This is a genomic window from Phaeovulum sp. W22_SRMD_FR3 (genome assembly GCF_052113705.1).
In the GTDB taxonomy this organism is placed as follows: domain Bacteria; phylum Pseudomonadota; class Alphaproteobacteria; order Rhodobacterales; family Rhodobacteraceae; genus JBGQOG01.
In genome coordinates this window covers 1-19,667 of the sequence record NZ_JBGQOG010000015.1, presented here as the reverse complement: position 1 = coordinate 19,667, position 19,667 = coordinate 1, and the positions used below count along the sequence as shown (strand labels likewise).

Below are 19,667 nucleotides of genomic sequence, written 5' to 3'. Positions count from 1 at the left end.
TAGCGACGGTGCAGTTGCGGCAAATAATCTCGTGCCGGGCCGGGGGGCAGGCTGGTGGCCGGGTCGGGGGCCGGGTTGGGGGCAGGCATGAAAAAGGGCCATGCCGCAAGGACATGGCCCGATCTGTTCATCTTAAACGATATCAGGCGCCAAAGACGCGGGCGAAGATCGTGTCGACATGTTTGGTGTGATAGCCAAGGTCGAATTTCTCTTCGATTTCGGCGGGGCTCAGGGCCGCGGTGACCTCCGGGTCGGCCAGCAGCTCGGTTTTGAAATCCGCGCCCTGTTCCCAGACCTTCATCGCATTGCGCTGCACCAGCTTGTAGCTGTCCTCGCGCGACACACCCGCCTGCGTCAGCGCCAGCAGCACGCGCTGGCTCATCACCAGGCCACGGAACTTGTTCATGTTTTTCAACATGTTTTCCGGGTAGATCACCAGCTTTTCGACCACGCCCGCCAAGCGGTGCAGCGCGAAATCAAGGGTGATCGTGGTGTCGGGACCAATCGCCCGCTCCACCGAGGAATGCGAGATGTCGCGCTCATGCCAGAGGGCCACATTCTCCATCGCCGGCACCACCGACATCCGCACCAGACGCGCAAGGCCGGTCAGGTTCTCGGTCAGCACCGGGTTGCGCTTGTGCGGCATCGCCGAGGAGCCCTTTTGGCCGGGGCTGAAGAACTCTTCCGCCTCAAGCACTTCGGTGCGCTGCATGTGGCGGATTTCGATGGCGACGTTTTCGATCGAGGAGGCGATGACGCCGAGCGTGGCAAAGAACATCGCGTGACGGTCGCGCGGGATCACCTGCGTGCTGATCGGCTCGGGCGTCAGGCCCAGCTTGGCGCAGACATGCTCTTCCACCGAGGGATCGATATTGGCGAAGGTGCCGACGGCCCCGGAGATCGCGCCGGTGGCAATCTCGGCGCGGGCGGCTTTCAGCCGGGCGAGGTTGCGGTCCATCTCTGCGTAGAAGCGCGCGAAGGTCAGGCCCATCGTGGTGGGTTCGGCATGGATGCCATGGCTGCGGCCGATGCGGACGGTGTCCTTGTGCTCCAGCGCGCGGGTCTTCAGCGCGGCCAGAACCCGCTCCACCCCGGCGATCAGGATGTCGGAGGCGCGGACCAGCTGCACGTTGAAGGTGGTGTCGAGCACGTCCGACGAGGTCATGCCCTGATGCACGAACCGCGCTTCGGTCGAGCCGATATGTTCGGACAGATGCGTGAGGAACGCGATGACGTCATGTTTGGTCACGGCTTCGATTTCGTCGATGCGGGCGACATCAAACTCCACATCCTTGGCTTTCCAGACCGCCTCGGCGCTGGCGCGCGGGATCACGCCCAGATCGGCCTGCGCGTCACAGGCATGGGCTTCGATCTCGTACCAGATCTTGAATTTGGTCTCGGGCGACCAGATGGCGACCATCTCGGGGCGGGAATAGCGCGGGATCATGGGCCTTTGCCTTTCGGTTGTGGAGGGTTGCCGCGGCTAATAGACTGAAGGGGGGCCTGCCGCAAGCGACGCAGGACTTTGGCGGTGTGAAGGGGCGGGGCAGGTGCCGGAACTGGCGGATTTTCAAGGCTTGTGGCGGCTGGACCGGGTGATCCGGCAGGCCGACGGGGCCGAGGCGGTTTTTACCGGCAGCGCCCGCTTCACCCCGGTGGCAGCGGGGCTGGCCTATGAAGAGGCGGGGCAGCTGACCCTGGCCGGGCAGTCCCCGATGCAGGCCACGCGGCGCTATCTGTGGCGGGCCGAGGGCGGGCGCATCGCGGTGGATTATGCCGATGGCAAAGCCTTTCACGACTTTGATCCGCAGGCCGCCGAGGCCCGGCATTTCTGCGACCCCGACACCTATCTCGTGCGTTATGATTTCAGCGGCTGGCCCCGGTGGCGGGCAGAGTGGCGGGTGACCGGGCCGCGAAAGGATTATCTTTTGATTTCAGATTATAAGCGGGAAGAGTGAATGTCCGCCCTCCAGATTGCGGGGCAGGGGATCTACCATGCGCAGGACGCGCGTGACCATGCGGCGGCGGCGCAGGTGTTGCGCTTTCTGGCCCAAAGCCCCGATCCTTTCGGCCGCGATCCGGCCCGCGGCGGTCATATCACCGGCTCGGCCGTGGTACTCTCGCCGGATGGGACGGCGCTGGCGATGACGCATCACGCCAAGCTGGACCGCTGGCTGCAGCTGGGCGGGCATTGCGACGGCATCCATGACGCCCGTTTCACCGCCTGGCGCGAGGCCTATGAGGAATCCGGTCTCAGCCGGATTGACCCCTTGGGTAATGCCATCTTTGACATTGATGTCCACGAAATTCCGGCGCGCGGGGCCGAGCCTGCGCATCTGCATTACGACCTGCGCTATCTGTTTCGCGCGGGCGGCGGCATGCTCAGGGCCAGCGCCGAATCAAAGGCGCTGGCCTGGGTGCCGCTGGCATCGCTTGGGGCATATAGCGAGGCCGCATCAGTTCTGCGGCTGCGCGATCGGTTGCCGGTGTATCTGCGGCAGATGACGGCGGGTTAATGCCCGCCGCCCGCCGGTGCCGCCCCGCCGGGTTTGCGCATCAGGATGGCAAAGAAAGCAAGGCTGGCAAACAAGATCCCCAAGAGGGTGAACACATCGATGAACGACAGCACCGTTGCCTGTTTGCTGATCCGCCCGGCCAATTGCGCCAACGCGCCGGTGGTGGAATCGGCTATCCCATGCGCGGCAAGGTTCTGCTTCATCAGGGTAAACTGACGCATCGCCTCGGAATTGGCCCAGTTCAGCCGCTCGGCCAGACGCGCATAATGCAGGTCATTGCGGTCCGACAGCAGGGTGTTGATCACGGCCAGCCCGACCGCGCCCCCAAGGTTCCGCGTCAGGTTGTAAAGCCCCGACGCCCCCTTCAGCTTGTCCGGCGACAGCGTGCCAAGCGCCAGATTGTTCACCGGCACCATGCAGAACATCAGCGACACGCCGCGCAGCACCTGCGGGAAGAACAGCTCCCAAAAGTCCCAGTCCGGGGTGAGGCGGGTCAACATCCAGGTGCTGGCCGAAAAGCCGACAAAGCCGAAGAACAGCATGATCCGCAGGTCCATCTTTTGCGACAGGACCCCGGCAAGGGGCGCGGTGAAGAACATCGCCAGCCCCGAGACAAAGACCGCCTCGCCGATCATCAGACTGTCATAGCCGCGGATCTGCCCCAGATAGAGCGGGTAGAGATAGGTGAGGCCATACAGCCCGATCCCCATCACAAAGGAAAACACCGAGCCGAAGGCGAAGTTGACGTTGGAAAACGCCGTCAGATCGACAATCGGCTCGTCCCGCGTCAGGGCGCGCCAGAAGAAGAACACCATGCCCACCGCCATCGCGATGGTGGCGATCAGCACGGCCTCATCCTGCAGCCAGTCGTTGCCCGGACCCTCTTCCAGCACATATTGCAGCGCGCCGAGGAAGGTGGCCATCGCGGCCAGCCCCCACCAGTCAAAGCGCTTGGCCAGTTTCCAGTCCGGCTTGTCAAAGTCGATCAGCGTGAAGGTGGCGATGGCCACACAGATGCCCGGAATGACGTTGACCAGAAACAGCCAGTGCCAGGACATGGTGTGCGAGAGATAGCCGCCCACCGTCGGCCCCACCGTCGGTGCCAGCGTCGCCACCAGACCGATGATCGGCGAGACGATGGCGCGTTTCGAGGGCGGAAAGATCGTATAGGCCGCCGCAAACACCGCCGGGATCATGCCGCCGCCGACAAAGCCCTGAATGGCGCGGTACAGGATCATCTCGTTGATGTTGGTGGCGGTGGCGCAAAGGAGCGAAGCCAGCGTGAAACCCGCCGCCGAGAGCGAAAAGATATAGCGCGTCGACATCACCCGGCTCAGGAACCCGGAGAGCGGGATCATGATCACTTCGGCGATCAGATAGGAGGTCTGCACCCAGGACACCTCGTCCGGGGTGGCCGAGAGGCCCGCCCGGATGTCGCTCAGCGAGGCCGAAACGATCTGAATGTCGAGAATGGCCATGAACATGCCAAAGACCATCGCCAGAAAGGCGAACATCCGGCGCGCCGGGATCGGCGCGTCCGGGGTCTGCATCGCGGGGGCGGCCATCGTGCTTACTCGGCCGCTTTGGTGCGGCTGTCGATCTCGACCACCGCACTCAGACCGGCGCGCAGATCATGATCGGCCATCGCTTCGGCGGGCAGGGCGATCCGCACCGCCACCCGCTGCACGACCTTGGTGAAGTTGCCGGTCGCATTGTCGGCGGGCAGCAGCGAGAAAGTGCCCCCCGTCGCCGGAGCAATCGAGGTCACCTCGCCTTCGAAACTCTTGTCCTCGATGGCGTCGATGGTGACATGCGCCTTGGCCCCGACGCCGATCTCGCTCAGCTGGGTCTCTTTGAAATAGGCCTCGATATAGATGTCATTCGTGGGGACAACGGCGGCCAGACGGGTGCCCGCGCTGACCAGATCGCCCAGTTCCATCGCGGTATTGGTGATCACCCCGTCAAAGGGCGCGCGCAATTTGGTCAGATCAAGGTCGCGCTGCGCCTGTTTCACCGCCAGTTCCATCTCACGCTGGCTGCCCGCCGTCTCGACCCGCTCGGCGCGGATCACGGCGACATTGGCCTCGGCAATGGCAATCTGCGCCTCGGCAGAGGCCTGATTGGCCTTGGCCGTGTCCAGCGCTGCTTCGGCATCATCGAGCGAGGCCTGCGAGGCCACGCGCGTCTGCGCCAGTTCGCGCGTCCGCTCCACCGTGGTGGTGGCATTGCGCAAGGTGGCATCGGCGGCCTGTTTCGCGGCCACGGCCTGTGCCACGGTCGCCTCTGCCGCATGTTCCTGCGCGTCGATGCGTTTCAGGGTTTCTTGCAGCGTCACCAGCTTGTTCTGCGCGGTGGCCAGCGCGATCGTATAGTCGCCATCATCCAGCGTCAGCAGCACATCACCGGCTTTGACGCTTTGGTTTTCAACGACATTCACCGCGCTGACATAGCCCTGAATGCGCGAGGAGACGAGCGAGATGTCGGCCTGCAGATAGGCGTCATCCGTCTCGACCATGAAGCGGCCGGTGGTCCAGTAATTATAGCCGTAGTAGCCCGCCGCGCTCAGCGCCAAGAGGCCGATCACGCCAAAGACCAGCTTCTTGCGCGATTTCTTCGGCGTGGCCGGGGCCGCGGCCGCGGGGGCCTCGCGCTCCGCCTCGGGACGGGCGGGAAAGGGTTTCACGGTGGTGGTCGCCGGTTCGGTGCCGCCTGTGGTCTGTTTCGGTGTCTGGGTCATGGGAGGTGCCCTTGAAATTGTGATCGAACCGGCTGGTTCGGTGCTTGACTTAGAGCGGTACAGGGTCCAAATCAAGTATTAATCGAACTGGGTGGTTCGATTTGTTTCGGGGGCCAAATGGCAGGGATGGCAGATATGACGATCAAGGACGCGACGATGGCGGCCTGCCCGGATGCGGCGGGCATGGGACGGGGCAAGACGGCGGGTGCTGCCGAAGCCTCGGCCGGGCGCTGTCCGGCCGGCGAGGATCCGACCAAACGCCAGCAGATCATGGCCGGCGCCGAAAAAGTCTTTACCACTCTGGGGTTTGACGGTGCCAGCATGAGCGACATCAGCCGCGAAGCCGGGGTGTCGAAAGGCACGCTCTATGTCTATTTTCAGGGCAAGGAAGACCTGTTCGCCGCGCTGATTGAGCAAGAGCGCGAAGACCTGCTGCGCGGCACGGCCGATTTGCTGAAGGGCGAGGGAGCGGTGGCGGACAAGCTCTTGCGCTACGGCCAGCGTCTGGCGGGCATTCTGTGTTCCGACAAGGTGATCCGCGCCCATCGCATCGTTCTGGGCATTTGTGAGCGGATGCCGGAAATGGGCGTGAATTTTTACGAAGGCGGCGCGAACCGCGGCATCGGGGCGCTGCAGGCCTATCTGGAGCGCGAAGTGGCGGCCGGGACGCTGGTGATTGCCGACACGCGGCGCGCGGCGGCGCAATTCATTGATCTGTGCAACTCCGGCCTGTTCAAAAGCCGCCTGTTCGGTGCCCGCAGCGAAGCCCCCACCGCGGAAGAATGCGCGCATGTGGTCGGTTCCGCCGTCGAAATGTTCATGAGCTATTACGGCCGCCGCCCCGGATAAGACCCGGGCGAGACCGGAGTGATACCTGCCCGCGCGAAGGGGCGAGACCGGGGGTGCGCAAGGGGCATCCGGGACGCTCCGAAGGGCGGAAGACAGCATTTACTCATGCTTGTAAAATACCGGAATAAAACAACTTTACCTTGTGTCTGACCGTTCGTCGCACCGCCTGACCGGTCCGCGACGTGAAAGGTATTTTTAGGATTTAGGCGCTAGTCACGTGGCAGAAGTTTACCCGCATTTTCTGTCACGAGGATCCGATGCATATTGCGCGCCCGCTCTGTGTACTTTCGCTATGCCTGATGGCCAGCCCCGGCGCTGCGCTTGATGTGAAGCAATATAAAGCGGTGGTGGTGGACACCATCATCGCCATTCAAAGCGGCAAGATTGACGTCGATGCGCTGATCGCCCAGCAGGAGACGCTGGTGCAACTGGGGGTGCAGGGCGCGCGCGATTACGCCAAGGAGCATCCGGAATCAGCGCCGCTGTTGACCTTTGTCGCCGACGAGGCCCCGCATATGTCCGACCTCACGCTGCCCCAGATTGAAGCGCAATGGCACGAGGGGGCGGCCTTGCAGCGCGTCGGGCTGAACATTCACGACTTTGACCATTTCAGCCCCGAACTCAGCCATATGGACACGATGGTGCACCCTGCGACAGCGGTGATTGCGCTGCGCGATTACAAGGCGACCGGCAATGAGGATGACCTGGATCAGGTTGTCGATGAATTGTCCGAAGTCGTCGAACATATCAAGCACCTCAACTGATGCGCCCGGCCGGAGAACATTGATGTTCAAGAATAAATCAATCTCTGCCCAGTTGGTGACCGCGTTCAGCGCCATTCTGGTGATCGCCGCTCTGATCGGCGGCATGGGCATTCTGGGGGCCCGTTCCATCGCCGGAAAAACCGATGAGGCGGTGGCGCGGGATTTGCCGATGGCGTTGACCTCGACGGATATTTCCCTGCGCGCGGCCCAGCTGGAAACGCTCATCGTCAGCTATTTCATCGGCACCAGAAGCGATACCGCGAAGGAAGCCGAGATCCTGTCCCTGCTGGACACGCTCAGCGAGATGATCGCGCGGGGCGACAACAGCGCGCTGACCGCCGATTTCGCGGTGTTTGAGGCCGATGTCCGGGCGGGCCTTGTCGCGCATAGTGCCGCCGCGGCCTATCACTTTGACTTCAAGGGGCGCGAATATCTGCTGACCGATTTCATCAATATGGTGACGGTGGAGAATGCGCATTACCTGAAAATCGTCGCTCAGGCGGCCCGGTTTGGTGTATTCGGCCATGTGCCGATGGATCCGGCGCAAACCAGCTTTGCGGTCTGGCGGCCCGGTTTTACCGCGCCGAACGCGGAACTGGCGGCAGCGCTCGATAAATTCGGGGCCAATGAGGCCGGGCTGGTGACCTATGTCGCCGAGGAGCTGGCCCCCGCCGGGGATAATGCAGAGGCGCAGCTCGTGCGGATGGAATCGCGCCGGGTCACCAAGCTCGACCGCTCGCTGGCGCAGCTGTCCACGCTGGTCGAAGAGCAGGAGCTGGCCGCCAAAGCCGCCGAGACCGCGGCCTTGGGCAAATTGCACGACAGCATGCAGGCCTTCACCAGCATCGCGCGGGAGATGAAATCCTCGGCCGTGCTCACCACCACGCAGCGCCTGAAGGAAGTTGTGTCGCTGGGCTGGCAGATCATCATCGGCGTCGCGGCGGTGTTCACGCTGGGGATGGGGGGCGCGGGCTATCTGGCGCTGCGCACCACCCGCCGGATCGGCGCCCCGCTGCGCGAGTTGGCGGGCACCATCGGTGAGATGGGGGCAGGGCGCTTCGACGTGGTGGTGCCGCACAGCACCCGTGTCGATGAAATCGGCGACATCGCCAAGGCCTCGGAAACCTTCCGGCAGAACGGGTTGGAGCGCATCGCGCTGGAGGCGGCCAATCAGGCCGCGCGCGAGGCGGCGAAAGCCGAACGGCGCGCCCGGCTTGAGCGCGAGCGTCAGCGTGAACTCGACGCCGCCCGCAAGGACGCTGAGACCCGCCGCGCGGAAGAGGCCCGGATGGCCGAATTGCGCGCCGCCAATGACCGGGAGCGTGAAGCGCAGGCTCAGGCGCAGGCACAGGTGGTGGAGGAGCTGGCCAATGGTCTGCGCAAACTCGCCGAGGGGGATCTGAACGCCTCGATCGAGGTGCTGTTTGACGAAAGCTACAAACGGCTGCGGATGGATTTCAACTCCGCGGTTGCCGCCTTGAAGCGCATGGTGCGCGACATCCATGAAAGCAGCGGTGCGATTGGCACCGAAGCGGGCGAGATCACCAGCGCGGCCAACGACCTCTCGCGCCGGACCGAGCAATCGGCGGCGGCGCTGGAAGAGACGGCCTCGGCGCTGGAAGAGCTGACATCCTCGGTGAAATCGGCGGCTGCGGGTGCCAATCTGGCGCGCACCATGGTGGAGGATGCCAAGTCGAAGGCGGTGGATAGTCAGGACATCGTGCACCGGGCGGTGGATGCGATGGTCAAGATCGAGAAATCGTCGGAATCCATTTCCAAGATCATCACCGTGATCGACGACATCGCCTTCCAGACTAACCTTCTGGCGCTGAATGCCGGGGTTGAGGCGGCGCGGGCGGGGGATTCCGGCCGTGGCTTTGCAGTGGTCGCCTCGGAAGTCCGCGCCCTGGCCCAACGCTCGTCCGAGGCCGCACGTGAGATCAATGCGCTGATTTCGGAAAGCGGCAAACAGGTGAAAGAGGGGGTAGCGATGGTCGATCAGGCCGGGGCCGTGCTGACCGCCATTGCCCAAAGCGTCGGCAGCATCTCCGTGCAGGTTGCCGAGATTGCGGTCTCGGCGGGCGAACAGGCCAGCGGGATTGACGAGATCAATCATGCCGTCGGGCAGCTGGATCAATCGACCCAGCAAAACGCGGCCATGTTTGAACAAACCAGTGCGGCCACCCAATCGCTGACCCATTCGGCGCAACGCCTGGCCAATACCATCGGGCGCTTTCAGGGCTGGGAAGAGGCGGCGCCGCGTCCCGCACCGACCAGCGCCCGCGCCGCGGCCTGACGCAGGGCCGCTCTCGCACCGGATCAGGGGGCCTCGCTACGGCGGGGCCATCTTTCGTGCCGGTTTCCGTTGCACAAGGTTTTCGACCGGCCGCTTTTTTACAAGAACACCGCTTTTCAGGGAGCATGGGGCGCTCTTCACCGCGCCGGTGCCGCCGGTGCCGCCCGCCCCGCCAGGTGGCCGCCCTCGCATGCCTATCCACCCGGGCACAGCGCGACGGCGCCACAGGTGCCGGGGCATTCTCCGCGCGCCCCTTGGGGGACACCGTTCGCGTCACTGCCCGCGTCACCCCCGCGTCACCGCCCGCTTCACCCCTGCGGGGGTTCCTTTTCCCGGGTGGAACGGTTAGGTGATGCCAGCCGCCGGTTTCCCGGAAATGCGGGCGGGTTCTTCTTTGCCGATGCCCCTCCGGGGGGGGCGGTCGGCGCGATCGTGCGGATCAACAAGGATGCCGGGCAGGGCCGGATCAAGGGTGAGTCTTGGATATGAGCATGTCAAACAAGGCCCGGGCCGCTGCACGCCTTTCGGTGGCCCCGATGATGGATTGGACGATATCGTATTTTTTTCAATAAAATACAGGATATTGACCGTCTAGTCCCTGCTTTTAGCAAAAGCTTAGCAAGCTACCTTGCCAAGCTTGCTGCCTCGCGCCGCGCTTCGTTGGCCCTCGCGTCGATGTATATCGCCAGATCGTTTATATGCACCATCTTCGCAGACTTCTGACTGCCTTCCATCCGAGCCAGTGGAAGCGGGATCTCGCCTGATGAGACCTTGCGCAGGAATACAGGCAGCGAGAGCGCTCCAAAAAAATCCTTACACACCTGATCCACCGGGATCATCGCCCGGCCATCATACTGCGCCATAAGAAGCCAAACTGTGTTGATGCCTTGTTTACCCATGTCGGGCCTCCTGTTCCTGGGCATATCCGCCCCATTGGTTTGCGCAGGCTTCGGCGATGCCGGTGAAGCTGCGGGATCTGAATTTCCAGCGATCCGGCCCGGGCGGGGCGCGGTGGATCGCGGACCATGCTTTGTGCCGGTCTGGCTCCTGTGCCTTCTTGGGCGGTGTAAGGCGGTTGCTGGCGGTCAGCGGGGCGAGGCGGCGCAGATAGAAGCCGGTCGCCTTGAAGAAGGGCTCGCCAAACCACCAGGGCTGCACGATCTGCGGCTTTGGCAGATCGGCGGGCAGCAGGGCCCGGGCGTGGCGGTGCATCACCGGGTTCTCGATGGCGATGCGCGGGATCGGTGCGCGCCAGCAGTCTGAGAAGAGCGCGGCGCCCGCTTCCAGCTCGGCCTGCATTTCGGCGCCAGTGCGGCCGGGCGGCGGGACGTGGAGCCAGCGGACGCCCGAATTGCAGAGGCGTGTGCAGGGTGGATGCATCACCGCAAGCATGTCCCAGCCGTCGTGCAGGTGATCCCGCACGTCGCCCCGGATGTGGCGGTTGCTGCCATCCTCGGCCGCCAGCAGATCGCAGGACCACACGTCATGTCCGCGCGCGGCAAAGGCCCGGCGCATCACGCCCGAGGTCTCGCAGCCGATCAGGATGCGCATCGGTTTGTTTGCGCGCTTCATGTCACACCCGCATCGGCATCAGGACAAAGATCGCCAGCGGATCTTCCCCGAGCAGAAGAGCGGGGTGGTCGCGGCTTTCGGCCCGGATGGTGAAGGCCGGTGTCGCGCTGGCCTGCGCGAGGAGGTAGCGCAGGTCATAGCCGAAGGCCTCCTGCGCGGTGCCCTCGGCGGCGGTGACCTGCAGCGGCAGGCTGACGGAATTGCCGTCACCGCCTGCGACGCTGATCCGGCGGGCGCCGATGTCGAGCCGGGCGGGGCGCGCTTCATAGCGGTCCTCGAGGGCGGCGGCAGCGCGGTGCAGCCGGGTCAGCTGGGTCTTGGTCAGATGCGCGGTGATGGCCGAGGAGGCCTCGGGGATCACCCGCGTGTAATCTGGGTAGGTGCCGTCGATGGTTTTGGCGATGATGCTGATGCCGGGCAGGTCGATGCTCAGCAGCTGGCCCTGCGCCGTGACCTGCACGCGGTCTTTGCCGCCCTTGCGGGTGAGTTGATGCAGGATTTGGACGAGCGGGCGGGGCACGATCACCCCCAACTGCTGGCTGTGCGGGGTGCCGTCAGCCGCTTGCAGCGCCGCAAAATCGGCCTGCACCTCACTGTCGATACAGGCGAGGCGGTGGCCGTCGGTCGCGATGGCGCGGAGCGTGCTGGCGCCGGGCTTTGTGGTCAGGAAGATGCCGTTGAGACAATAGCGGGTCTCCTCGGTGCTGATGCAGTGCCGGGAAAGGGCGATCAGCCGGTACAGGCTGTCCGGGGTCTGCTCCCAGGCCAGAACGGGACCGGTGCCGGTGGGGATCGCGGGAAAATCCCCGGCGGACATCATGCAGCGGTGGCGCAGGGTCAGATCGCCGTCGCGCAGGCTGAGGAGGGCGGGCGCGAGGCCGTCCGGATCGCTTTGCAGCTCAACCGTCACCCGGCCGCTGGCGGCGCTGGCAAAGGCGGCGAGGGTGGCCGTGCGCACCGGCAGGCTGATCCCGGCCACGGTTTCCGCCGCGATGCTTTGCGACAGATGGGTGTCGAGATCGGTGGCGCGCAGGTTCAGCGTGCCATCGGCAATGGTCATCAGCGCGCAGTTGAGGATCGGCACCGCAGAGACGCGCGGGGTGATCTGATGCGCCAGCCGGACCATGCGGCGGAAGGCGGCCAGCTCGACGGTGGCGCGGGCGAGGATCTTTGGGGTCACGGTGGCCGTCGGAGGTGCCGGGGGGATCTTTGCGTGGAGGGTCATCGGGGGTTCCTGTCAGGGGTTGCACTATGGCGTCGGGGAGGGGTTGGCCGGGGCTGCGCGCAGGTGCGGTCCCCGGCATGCGGCGTCAGGCCGACTGCGGGCTATACGCGCGGGGCGAGGCGAACGCGGGCCGAAGCTGCGAATGCCTTGAAGGTCAGATCGGGGGCGCTGTCCGAAACATCGCGGTATTTCGCATAGCGCGCCTTGCTGCGGCTGGTGGCGATCTGCGCCATGTCAAAACCACCCCAGCTGACGGTATAGAGCCGGTGCCTGTCGCCGATCTCCCGCAGATGCTGCCGCAGGGCCTTCCGGCCTTCGGTGGTGACCGAGAAGCAGAGCATCCCGCCCATCGCGCCATCATGGTGCCAATGCGGCGAGGCCCGGAAACCTGCGGCCAGCGCGCCCTCTTCGGTTGCAAAGTGGTTCCGGTGGCTGTCTGCCATCGGGTCAACCGGACGCCCGAGCGCATGATCGATGTGATCGAAGTGCTGGCAGGTCAGCTGGCGGTTTACACGCATCACACCATCCCCAAAGCGGCTTTGTAGAGGTCCATGATGGCCTGTTCCTCGGCCAAATCGTTCTTGTCGCGCTTGCGCTCGGCGATGATCTTCCGGATCACCTTGGTGTCGTGGCCGCGGCCCCTGGCCTCGGCCATGACCTCCTTCTTCTGATCGGTGATGTCCTTCTTCTCGGCTTCAAGCTGCTCATATTGCTCGATGAACTGCCGCAGCTCGTCCGCAGTGACGGTGAAGGCGGTCTGGTTGTGTTTGCGGAAATCCGGATCGTCCTTCATCGGCGGCTTGCCCTGTTCCTGGCGCAGACGGTCGTGGGCCGCGCCGATTTGGGCCGCCAAAGCGGGGGTGTCATCTTGGGGCATCTGAACCTCGGGAAGAAAGGGCCCCGGCGGCCGGGGAGGAGCGTCAACGGCGCCGGGGCAGGTGGCGCGGTTGGCCCGCGCGGTTGTTCAATGGCGGGGCGCGCCGGTCTCCAGCGTGATCCGCAGCGAGACAGCGGTGGCGAGGGCGGCGCGGGCGAAGACCAGCCCACCGAGGCAGATCAGCGCCAGCAGGAGGACGCTGGGCCAGCGGCTCGGGCGATGCTCGGGCGGATGGCGCAGGTTCAGAAAGCGGGGGGAGCGGTCGGGATCCGGCATCAGCGGAACTCCAGCGTGAGCGGCAGCGGCTCGTCCCGCTCTTCGGTCAGCGCGTCGGGTTTGAGATACCAGCGACGGCTGCGCAGGATCTTGCGGATGCGGCTGACGGCGATGCCGGTCTCCTCCGCCAGCTGCGGCGCCGAGCCATACCAGTTCCGGGCATTGGCCGCGCGGTAGAGGGTGAAGGGCTCGATTTGAGCGTCGTTATGCGCGCGGACCGCGTCCAGCGAGATGACATTGTGAGGGGCAGACATGGGCAGCTCCATCGGTTGTGATGGAGCTAGAATATGGGGAAGCTTCCCTTCGTCAACAATAAAAAGGGAAGTTTCCCCAATTTGTGTGCTTTTCTTGATTCCCCTTTAGTGAGATTTCCCGTCAAAACCTCGCCATAGATGCCGTGAATCAGCATCGTCACCGCGTCTTCAGGGGCGTTTTGGAAAGATTTGGGCAGGGAACCAACTATTCGCGATCACGCGAGTGATTGCTTTCGGGTAACCGAGATGGAGTCTGACTCGCTCTTGCCGCGCGGCTCGGTGCTGCCATTCGCGGTGCGAGCTTTGTATCCTAAAGCTTCTTGATGAACTCTTTGGGCAGGGAAAACTTCACTGGAGCGGCCCATTTCAACTGAACGCCATGCAGGTTGCCAGCTTCGGGGTTCAATGAAATCAGGCTGAAGGTGCCCTCGGTCACGCCAAGTTTGATAACCTTCACCCATGCTTTTCCGTCGGCATCTTCACATACGCAAATCCGTCCGATTGCTTCTGTCGGAATGCCCAGAGCCTGCCTGCTGTAAAACAGCACAGTTCCGGGAGAATATGTGGGTGCCATGCTGTCGCCCTCTACCTCAACTGCGACCATGCCATGCGGCGAAAGTTGAGGTGGGCAGGCGACCAGATAGAGGCCATCGCCCTTTTCATGCGCGTCCACCAGATCGACAGATGCCCCGGCGCCGACTTTGCCCGCAACGGCTATGGCTCGGGCGGCGTAGCTTTCGCCACCATCATTCATGCCCAGAGCGATCAAATCGTCGACGGTTCTTCCCAGTACCGAGGCAAGTGCATAGGCGGTTGAGACTTTGGGTGAAGACGCCTTTCTGAACAGGTCGCGCACCGCAGTTGTGCCAAGACCAGCTGCTTCCGATAGCGGAGCAGCTCTCCAGCCTTCCTGGTCCATTGCAATCTGAAGTCCGCGCACGAAGGCGTCTAGGTCACGCTGTTGCATATAGGGAAGTTGCCCCATTTCAGCTTGGGCGGATATGGGGAAGAATCCCTTTGACATTTTAGGGAAGTATCCCCATTTTTGGGCTATGGAACAATTCATCCGAGACATCGAGGCTTATGCCTCCGCAAAGAGGCGGTCGCCACAGGCCATCCTGCGTGACGCGATCAAGGCCAATTGGGGAACTTGGGACGGCTGGTGCGCGGGGCGCTCCAGCCCGACCATGGCGGTGGCGGACCGGGTCCGGGCCTATATGGCTGCGAACCCGGCTCCGCCCCCGGTCTCTGAGGATGCCGCGTGATGGCTGGTTCTCTTCCATACCCTCTGTCTGCGCGTGTTGGCGCGGTCAGCAAAGGAAAACCCTTTTCCAAGGCGAAGCCATGAATGCAGATCTTCAGATCGCCCACAGCCTGATGCGCAGCATGATCTCGCGCATGGGCGGTGAGGCGTTTCGCGTGAACTACCTCGGCTATATGGGCACCGAGCCCAGCACCGCCACGGTGAGCCGCAAGATGAACGGCAATGCCGAATGGACCTTGGCCGATGTGCAGGTGGTGCAGATCGCCGCCGGGGCGCCGATCATCTTTGACGAATTGATGGGGCGCTATCTGATCAGCCCGGCGCGCAAGGCCCGCAAGGCGCTGAGCGTGTTGGTGCAGGCCTCGATCGCCTCGAAGGAAAGCGGCGAGGCGCTCTCGGCGGCGATGGTGGCCGAGGATTGCCGCAGTCTGGAGGCGCTGGCCGATGCCCGGCGCGAGGCGGCGGAAGGGCGGGATGCCTTCGCGGCGCTGGTCGAGAGCATCGACGCGCGGATCGCCGAGATCGAGGCGCTGACATGATCCGCAAGATCGACGGCCCCGGCGCGCCGCGGGTGCGGGCGGGCTGTGACGGCTGCGGCCGCGAGGAGGTGGTGGCGGCCGAAAATACCAGCCGGGGCGGCGCGCGCGGCGCGGTGAACCGGGCAGGGGTGCTGCGCAAACTGGCTCTGAGGGGCTGGGCTGAGACCAGGGGGCGGCTTTGCTGCCCGAGCTGTGAGGCAAAGCGGCGGGCCGGTTTGGCAACGCCAGCTGCAAAGCCCGCCGACAAACCAAAGGAAATCGCGATGACAAAACAGGTGACCCCTTTGCGCGCGCCTAGCCGTGAGCAGCGACGCGAGATCGTGCAGATGCTGGAGCTGGCCTATGATGTGGCGGCCGAACGCTATCGCGGCACGGATACCGATGCCACGATTGCCGAGGCGCTCGGCGGTGGCGTGATGCCGGGCTGGGTGGCCGAGATCCGCGATGCGATGTTTGGCCCGGATGGCAGCAATGACGAGATGTCGGCGCTGCTCGCCGAGATGCGCGACTGGCGGCTGCTGGCGCGGGACCGCGCGAAAGCAGCCGAGGCCGGGGTGCAGGCGCTGACCACCGCGCTCGCCGGTCTGGCCGAGGTGCAGGGCCGGGTGGACAAGATGACCGCACGGCTTGAGGCGATCCGCGCGGCGGTCGGGCCGAAGGCCAAAGCGGCGAAGGTGGCGGCATGATCCCCGCGCGCGCCGGACCGCATCTGATCGAGACGAGCGAGTTGCCGGAATATCCCATCGATCCGAGCGCCCGGCTGACCGCTCATTACTTCACCATGTGGCGGCACGATCAGTTCCTGGCCTCGGACCTGCATCTGCTCGCCAGCTATGAGGTGCAGGGCGTGGCGCGGGCGCTGTTCGATTACGCGCAGAAGCAAACGCCCATCGGCACCTTGCCGGATGATGACCTGCGACTGTCCAAAATCCTGCGGATTGATCTGGCGAGCTGGAAGGATCTGCGCGCCCGCAGCATCGGCCCGCTGCACCAATGGCAGCGCTGCCGCTGCGGCGATGAGATCCGGCTGATGCATCCGGTGGTGCTGGAAGTCGCGATGGCGGCGATTGAGAAGCGCGATCTGCGCGAGGCCAGCAATGCCGATAAGGCGGTCTATCAGCGGCAGCGCCGGTTGCGCGAGGCGCTGACCGAGTTGGGCTGCAGCCGCGATGTGATCGGCGAAGAGGTTCTGATCACCCGCATGGACGATTGGCTGCTGGAGACCTGCCGCAGCAACCGGCGCACCCGTGCGGTTTATGAGCGGGCCTTGGCGCATGCGGGCGCACAGGGCTGGTTCGGCTCCGGTCGCAAGCGCTTCGAAACATTCAATAATTAGTGTTCCCGGAACAGTAATTACTGTTCCGGAACGTTCCAGCACTGTTCGGGAACAGTTCCGGCCTAAAGGAAAGGATAGGAAATGAAATCAAAAAACACCTTCCGTGCCGTGGCACTCCGGCGGGCCGTGCCTGTGGATAACTCGGGATCTGCTGAGAAAGGGCTGCGGTGATGCGTGAGGCAAAAGCAGAAGACCGGGCGCGGGTGAAGGCGCTGTTGATCACGCCTTTGGCGGGCCTTGGGCGCAAGCGCGGGTTGGGCGCCGAGGCGCATGAGGCGGCACTTGTGAAGCTGACTGAGCGCCTGGCCTATATGACGGCGCAGAACCTGCGTGGGCTGCATGATCTGGTGCTGCGGCACGCGGGCAAGGGGATCTGGCCGGATGCGGCGCTGATCATCGCCTGGGCCTATGCGCTGCAATGCCCCCCGCCCGCCTTCAGCGATTATCCCCGCAGTCTGATCCAGTCGGCGATGGGGCGGCAGGCGCGGGACGAGGGCTGGGCGGTTGAGCTTTATCAGGTCGCCCGGCGCCTCGGCCCGCCGCCGGGGAAATACATCATCGCGCAGCTGCGCCAGGAGGCAGAGGCCAACCGCCGCCGCCGTGAGCGGGTGCGCGAGCGGATCGGGGTCGGGCGGGCAGACCCGGAAGAACAACACTGGCTGGCACGGTGGCACGCGGACCTCGCGGAGGTCGAAGCGCTGCAATCGGCGGCAAAAAACAATGAAGAAGGGCAGGCGGCATGATGATGGCACAGAAGAAACAAGCGGCAGCGGTGCGCACCACGGCAACGGAAGCGGGCAGAGCGCGCCTTGCGGCAGAGAAGGTACGGCTGGCGAAGATCCTCGCAGATGCAACGCCGCCGGAAAGCTGTGGCCCGGAGATCCCGGTCGCCCCGGCGCGCGGCGCCGCCCGGGCGTTCCAGCCGGTGGTGATGGTGCCGGGCGGCAAACAGGGCTGGCAGGCCGAGCCCGCCGGATACCGTGGCCGCACCGCCGTGGCCGCGCTGGATATCTTTGACGATATGGCGCGCAAGGCGGCCGCCAAAGGCCTGCCCGCGCCGTTCACCTCCGCGCAAGTCGCCGTGGCGCGCCGCTACCGCCTGCTGGTCGAGCGGCATTCGGCGGGCGGCATCCGCTGCTCCCGCCTCGAGCAGCGCACCGGCAGCTCGGGCAAGGGCGGTGAGTTCATGGATGCCTTTGTGGCCGAAGGCGATGACATCCGCCGCCTGCGCACACGTGTCGGAACCGGCGTCGCCATGCAGATCCGCCGGATCCGGCCCTCCGCCCGGGGCGCTGCCGCGCGGGGCATCATCAGCGATATGGCGCTGGTGGATGCCGTCTGCCTGGAGGAGCTGACGCTGAGCGCGGTGCTCACGCGGTTTGGCTGGGTGTCGGACGGGAAGAACCGCGAGGCACTGCGGGCGGCACTGGGCGCGGCGCTGGACCGGATGGCCGGGGCAGGGCGGCGATGAGGGGCAGGGCGGAGGGGCGGCCGGTCCGCTCCTGCCGTTCGTCAGCCGTGCAGCGATTGGCTTGTCCCGGTCGCCCTATGCCGTCGGTCGTGTCTGGCGCAGCAAGGAGCAAGCACTGTGCATGATGGCCGTAGAGCCGATCGACGCGGGCGCGGCAAAAGGGCGTGCTGCAGTTGGCCGGTGGCGTCAACAGCTCATTGCCGTGACCAAGGCCGAAACCTCGGGATTTAGATGGTCCAAAAGTTTTTACACAGGGCATAAACCAAAAGGGCTCTGATCGCAGCTGAACGAAAGTGCAGAGGCCGGTCAGTCATAGTTCTCGTCAAGATCCCGTGATGACACGATAAACTGAGCGGCCGCGAACACGAGCGACACCAAGCCAATTAAGAAGAGCGCTGAGGCAACTGGAGACGAGATCTGTGACCCAAATGGCGTTGCGATCGCGCCCTCTGCCAGTGACTTTGTTGCCCCTTCGGGCGTGCCCAATGAGCTTACCGCTCGCCAAACGGCTATAGCTGGCGTAGCGAAGGCCGCAGCGCCTAACATAATCGAAGCTCGAATACGGGCAAACCCCGCAGTTGAGGCAGTCGCACACCATGAGAATGTCGCGAGGGCTGCGAAAAGCATCGCAGCAACTAAGTAAGCTAGGTCCAGCGGTTCAAAGCCTCTGGAATACAGTGGCGTCAAGACAACTGCAGTGGCTCCGGCACCCGCGAAACCGATGAGACCTTGGCTGCTGAAAGCGTTGAATTTCATATTATTCCTATTGGTTCTCTGGGTTGGCACGGGGGGAGTATTGCCAGTTCGTAGGGCCAAATGACGTTGCCTCCAAGCTCTATCCAGCGTGAGCGAGACACTGAGTCACAGTTTTGGCATTTCCGGCGGGTTGTGCAACGGGAGCTGACGAGGAGCTTCGCGAATTGCGCAGCGACTTGCCCCGTTACGGGGAAGAAGGGCACGCGGCACTTCGATCCGTGCCGGGATTGCCTGAGGCTCTAGCTCCAGAGTAGGATGCAGCATCATCAGCAAAACCTCTGCAAAAGTTGCCGCAGCCGAAAGATAGTCAATGGTCTTTCTATCCAGCTGACCCCCCGGGGGGGGGCCGAAAATCGAGGGCGCTTGCAGAGTAACCGTCCTCCGCTCCTTTGTTTTCGCGCGCGGAGAATTGGAGAAAAAAGCCCACTTGTGAGAGTCATGCCCGAAACTTGGCCTTGGACTTCGGTAATGGAGGCGTCCCAGTCAAGCGGTATTACACTTGTGGGATGCGACACCGAACTGCGGTGTTGATTTCCACCCAGAACTGAGCCGGGTTGGCGCGTAATTTCCACTGAGAAGTGAGCCATGTTAACCTTCCCCCTGAGCCATGAGCGGCGGGGGCAACGGAGTGATCCACATGGGATTTTTGAACATTATTCGTCGGATGTATTTGGGTCAGAATTTTTCGATCCGCTAGATTGCGCGGCGGACTGGTCTGTCGCAAATTACTGTGGCCAAACATTTGGCCGCGGGCACGATCGAGCCGCGTTTCGCCACGCCGGAGCGGCCGAGCAAACTCGATCCCTTTGCCGAGAAGTTGGCGTGCTGGCTGAAGGCTGAGGCCGGAAAGTCACGCAAGTGAGCTAATGGGATGAACTGCCTTCCCGCCAAACCGCCGCTATTGTGGCGAGCAAAGGTGGAGAGAGGAGCATCCG

At 63.9% G+C, this 19,667-nt stretch carries 22 protein-coding genes; 11 read left to right on the top strand and 11 right to left on the bottom strand.

All coding sequences use genetic code 11. The annotated features are described in order from the left end of the window. Window positions 1-142 precede the first annotated feature (142 nt). The gene (gene purB / locus ACEN2S_RS16705; RefSeq protein ID WP_441867967.1) at window positions 143-1,447 is read right to left on the bottom strand and encodes an adenylosuccinate lyase; all 1,305 of its coding nucleotides are present in this window, start codon (window positions 1,445-1,447) and stop codon (window positions 143-145) included. 103 nt (window positions 1,448-1,550) lie between these two features. Between purB and ACEN2S_RS16700 the strand changes: the two genes are divergently transcribed. After that, window positions 1,551-1,958 carry a DUF6314 family protein gene (locus tag ACEN2S_RS16700; protein ID WP_441867965.1) on the top strand — a complete coding sequence of 136 codons (408 nt, stop codon included), beginning with the start codon at window positions 1,551-1,553 and terminating at the stop codon, window positions 1,956-1,958. Next, window positions 1,959-2,516: an NUDIX hydrolase gene (locus ACEN2S_RS16695; RefSeq protein ID WP_441867963.1), complete on the top strand. Its 558-nt coding sequence runs from the start codon at window positions 1,959-1,961 to the stop codon at window positions 2,514-2,516. On the opposite strand, the gene ACEN2S_RS16690 is transcribed toward ACEN2S_RS16695, so the two are convergent. Together ACEN2S_RS16690 and ACEN2S_RS16685 are read right to left on the bottom strand one after the other, a co-directional pair. Then, a complete protein-coding gene (locus tag ACEN2S_RS16690) occupies window positions 2,513-4,081 on the bottom strand; it encodes a DHA2 family efflux MFS transporter permease subunit (RefSeq protein WP_441867961.1) in 1,569 nt (522 codons plus the stop codon). The two genes, ACEN2S_RS16695 and ACEN2S_RS16690, sit on opposite strands and share 4 nt — an antisense overlap. Before the next feature lie 5 nt (window positions 4,082-4,086). Then, window positions 4,087-5,253: an HlyD family secretion protein gene (locus ACEN2S_RS16685; RefSeq protein WP_441867959.1), complete on the bottom strand. Its 1,167-nt coding sequence runs from the start codon at window positions 5,251-5,253 to the stop codon at window positions 4,087-4,089. A gap of 135 nt (window positions 5,254-5,388) precedes the next feature. On the opposite strand from ACEN2S_RS16685, the gene ACEN2S_RS16680 reads away from it, so the two are divergent. From ACEN2S_RS16680 to ACEN2S_RS16670, 3 genes are all read left to right on the top strand, one after another. Continuing rightward, window positions 5,389-6,102, top strand: a complete 714-nt coding sequence (locus ACEN2S_RS16680) for a TetR/AcrR family transcriptional regulator C-terminal domain-containing protein (RefSeq protein WP_441867957.1) — start codon at window positions 5,389-5,391, stop codon at window positions 6,100-6,102. Between the two features lie 257 nt (window positions 6,103-6,359). Further along, window positions 6,360-6,866: a hypothetical protein gene (locus ACEN2S_RS16675; protein ID WP_441867955.1), complete on the top strand. Its 507-nt coding sequence runs from the start codon at window positions 6,360-6,362 to the stop codon at window positions 6,864-6,866. Window positions 6,867-6,888: 22 nt separating this feature from the next. Then, window positions 6,889-9,162: a methyl-accepting chemotaxis protein gene (locus ACEN2S_RS16670; protein ID WP_441867954.1), complete on the top strand. Its 2,274-nt coding sequence runs from the start codon at window positions 6,889-6,891 to the stop codon at window positions 9,160-9,162. Between the two features lie 623 nt (window positions 9,163-9,785). Here ACEN2S_RS16670 and ACEN2S_RS16665 read toward each other — a convergent pair. The 8 genes from ACEN2S_RS16665 to ACEN2S_RS16630 all read right to left on the bottom strand — a co-directional run bounded on the left by ACEN2S_RS16665 (window position 9,786) and on the right by ACEN2S_RS16630 (window position 14,390). After that, a complete protein-coding gene (locus ACEN2S_RS16665; RefSeq protein WP_441867953.1) occupies window positions 9,786-10,061 on the bottom strand; it encodes a pyocin activator PrtN family protein in 276 nt (91 codons plus the stop codon). Beyond that, complete coding sequence (locus ACEN2S_RS16660; RefSeq protein ID WP_441867951.1) at window positions 10,054-10,734, bottom strand: hypothetical protein; 681 nt, start codon at window positions 10,732-10,734, stop codon at window positions 10,054-10,056. Before ACEN2S_RS16660 ends, ACEN2S_RS16665 begins: the two co-directional genes overlap by 8 nt. A gap of 1 nt (window position 10,735) precedes the next feature. Further along, the gene (locus tag ACEN2S_RS16655; RefSeq protein ID WP_441867949.1) at window positions 10,736-11,959 is read right to left on the bottom strand and encodes a hypothetical protein; all 1,224 of its coding nucleotides are present in this window, start codon (window positions 11,957-11,959) and stop codon (window positions 10,736-10,738) included. Window positions 11,960-12,060: 101 nt separating this feature from the next. Next, window positions 12,061-12,477 carry a hypothetical protein gene (locus ACEN2S_RS16650; protein ID WP_441867947.1) on the bottom strand — a complete coding sequence of 139 codons (417 nt, stop codon included), beginning with the start codon at window positions 12,475-12,477 and terminating at the stop codon, window positions 12,061-12,063. Further along, the gene (locus tag ACEN2S_RS16645) at window positions 12,477-12,752 is read right to left on the bottom strand and encodes a DUF2312 domain-containing protein (protein WP_441868140.1); all 276 of its coding nucleotides are present in this window, start codon (window positions 12,750-12,752) and stop codon (window positions 12,477-12,479) included. The genes ACEN2S_RS16650 and ACEN2S_RS16645 overlap by 1 nt, the downstream gene beginning before the upstream one ends. Window positions 12,753-12,923: 171 nt before the next feature. After that, window positions 12,924-13,112 (bottom strand): hypothetical protein, encoded by a 189-nt coding sequence (locus ACEN2S_RS16640; protein ID WP_441867945.1) that lies wholly within the window; start codon window positions 13,110-13,112, stop codon window positions 12,924-12,926. Then, window positions 13,112-13,366 (bottom strand): hypothetical protein, encoded by a 255-nt coding sequence (locus ACEN2S_RS16635; RefSeq protein WP_441867943.1) that lies wholly within the window; start codon window positions 13,364-13,366, stop codon window positions 13,112-13,114. Before ACEN2S_RS16635 ends, ACEN2S_RS16640 begins: the two co-directional genes overlap by 1 nt. A 310-nt stretch (window positions 13,367-13,676) precedes the next feature. Then, complete coding sequence (locus ACEN2S_RS16630; protein WP_441867941.1) at window positions 13,677-14,390, bottom strand: S24 family peptidase; 714 nt, start codon at window positions 14,388-14,390, stop codon at window positions 13,677-13,679. Between the two features lie 320 nt (window positions 14,391-14,710). Here ACEN2S_RS16630 and ACEN2S_RS16625 point away from each other — a divergent pair, with 320 nt between their 5' ends. The 6 genes from ACEN2S_RS16625 (at window position 14,711) to ACEN2S_RS16600 (ending at window position 19,594) form a co-directional block, all read left to right on the top strand. Then, the gene (locus ACEN2S_RS16625) at window positions 14,711-15,169 is read left to right on the top strand and encodes a hypothetical protein (protein ID WP_441867939.1); all 459 of its coding nucleotides are present in this window, start codon (window positions 14,711-14,713) and stop codon (window positions 15,167-15,169) included. 263 nt (window positions 15,170-15,432) lie between these two features. Further along, window positions 15,433-15,855, top strand: coding sequence for a hypothetical protein (locus ACEN2S_RS16620; protein WP_441867937.1), 423 nt, complete (start codon window positions 15,433-15,435; stop codon window positions 15,853-15,855). Then, a complete protein-coding gene (locus ACEN2S_RS16615) occupies window positions 15,852-16,505 on the top strand; it encodes a hypothetical protein (protein ID WP_441867935.1) in 654 nt (217 codons plus the stop codon). The genes ACEN2S_RS16620 and ACEN2S_RS16615 overlap by 4 nt, the downstream gene beginning before the upstream one ends. A gap of 170 nt (window positions 16,506-16,675) precedes the next feature. After that, on the top strand, window positions 16,676-17,248 hold the full coding sequence (locus ACEN2S_RS16610; RefSeq protein WP_441867933.1) for a hypothetical protein: 573 nt from the start codon (window positions 16,676-16,678) through the stop codon (window positions 17,246-17,248). Window positions 17,249-17,250: 2 nt separating this feature from the next. Next, complete coding sequence (locus ACEN2S_RS16605; protein ID WP_441867931.1) at window positions 17,251-17,976, top strand: hypothetical protein; 726 nt, start codon at window positions 17,251-17,253, stop codon at window positions 17,974-17,976. 1,486 nt (window positions 17,977-19,462) lie between these two features. Continuing rightward, complete coding sequence (locus tag ACEN2S_RS16600; RefSeq protein ID WP_441867929.1) at window positions 19,463-19,594, top strand: hypothetical protein; 132 nt, start codon at window positions 19,463-19,465, stop codon at window positions 19,592-19,594. The last annotated feature ends 73 nt before the right edge of the window (window positions 19,595-19,667 follow it).

Coding starts and splice junctions, on each gene's coding strand:
- purB (WP_441867967.1), bottom strand. CDS start 1,447: ATGATCCCGCGCTATTCCCGCCCCGAGATGGTCGCCATCTGGTCGCCC.
- ACEN2S_RS16695 (WP_441867963.1), top strand. CDS start 1,959: ATGTCCGCCCTCCAGATTGCGGGGCAGGGGATCTACCATGCGCAGGAC.
- ACEN2S_RS16690 (WP_441867961.1), bottom strand. CDS start 4,081: ATGGCCGCCCCCGCGATGCAGACCCCGGACGCGCCGATCCCGGCGCGC.
- ACEN2S_RS16685 (WP_441867959.1), bottom strand. CDS start 5,253: ATGACCCAGACACCGAAACAGACCACAGGCGGCACCGAACCGGCGACC.
- ACEN2S_RS16680 (WP_441867957.1), top strand. CDS start 5,389: ATGACGATCAAGGACGCGACGATGGCGGCCTGCCCGGATGCGGCGGGC.
- ACEN2S_RS16675 (WP_441867955.1), top strand. CDS start 6,360: ATGCATATTGCGCGCCCGCTCTGTGTACTTTCGCTATGCCTGATGGCC.
- ACEN2S_RS16670 (WP_441867954.1), top strand. CDS start 6,889: ATGTTCAAGAATAAATCAATCTCTGCCCAGTTGGTGACCGCGTTCAGC.
- ACEN2S_RS16665 (WP_441867953.1), bottom strand. CDS start 10,061: ATGGGTAAACAAGGCATCAACACAGTTTGGCTTCTTATGGCGCAGTAT.
- ACEN2S_RS16660 (WP_441867951.1), bottom strand. CDS start 10,734: ATGAAGCGCGCAAACAAACCGATGCGCATCCTGATCGGCTGCGAGACC.
- ACEN2S_RS16655 (WP_441867949.1), bottom strand. CDS start 11,959: ATGACCCTCCACGCAAAGATCCCCCCGGCACCTCCGACGGCCACCGTG.
- ACEN2S_RS16650 (WP_441867947.1), bottom strand. CDS start 12,477: ATGCGTGTAAACCGCCAGCTGACCTGCCAGCACTTCGATCACATCGAT.
- ACEN2S_RS16645 (WP_441868140.1), bottom strand. CDS start 12,752: ATGAAGGACGATCCGGATTTCCGCAAACACAACCAGACCGCCTTCACC.
- ACEN2S_RS16640 (WP_441867945.1), bottom strand. CDS start 13,112: ATGCCGGATCCCGACCGCTCCCCCCGCTTTCTGAACCTGCGCCATCCG.
- ACEN2S_RS16635 (WP_441867943.1), bottom strand. CDS start 13,366: ATGTCTGCCCCTCACAATGTCATCTCGCTGGACGCGGTCCGCGCGCAT.
- ACEN2S_RS16630 (WP_441867941.1), bottom strand. CDS start 14,390: ATGTCAAAGGGATTCTTCCCCATATCCGCCCAAGCTGAAATGGGGCAA.
- ACEN2S_RS16625 (WP_441867939.1), top strand. CDS start 14,711: ATGAATGCAGATCTTCAGATCGCCCACAGCCTGATGCGCAGCATGATC.
- ACEN2S_RS16620 (WP_441867937.1), top strand. CDS start 15,433: ATGACAAAACAGGTGACCCCTTTGCGCGCGCCTAGCCGTGAGCAGCGA.
- ACEN2S_RS16615 (WP_441867935.1), top strand. CDS start 15,852: ATGATCCCCGCGCGCGCCGGACCGCATCTGATCGAGACGAGCGAGTTG.
- ACEN2S_RS16610 (WP_441867933.1), top strand. CDS start 16,676: ATGCGTGAGGCAAAAGCAGAAGACCGGGCGCGGGTGAAGGCGCTGTTG.
- ACEN2S_RS16605 (WP_441867931.1), top strand. CDS start 17,251: ATGGCACAGAAGAAACAAGCGGCAGCGGTGCGCACCACGGCAACGGAA.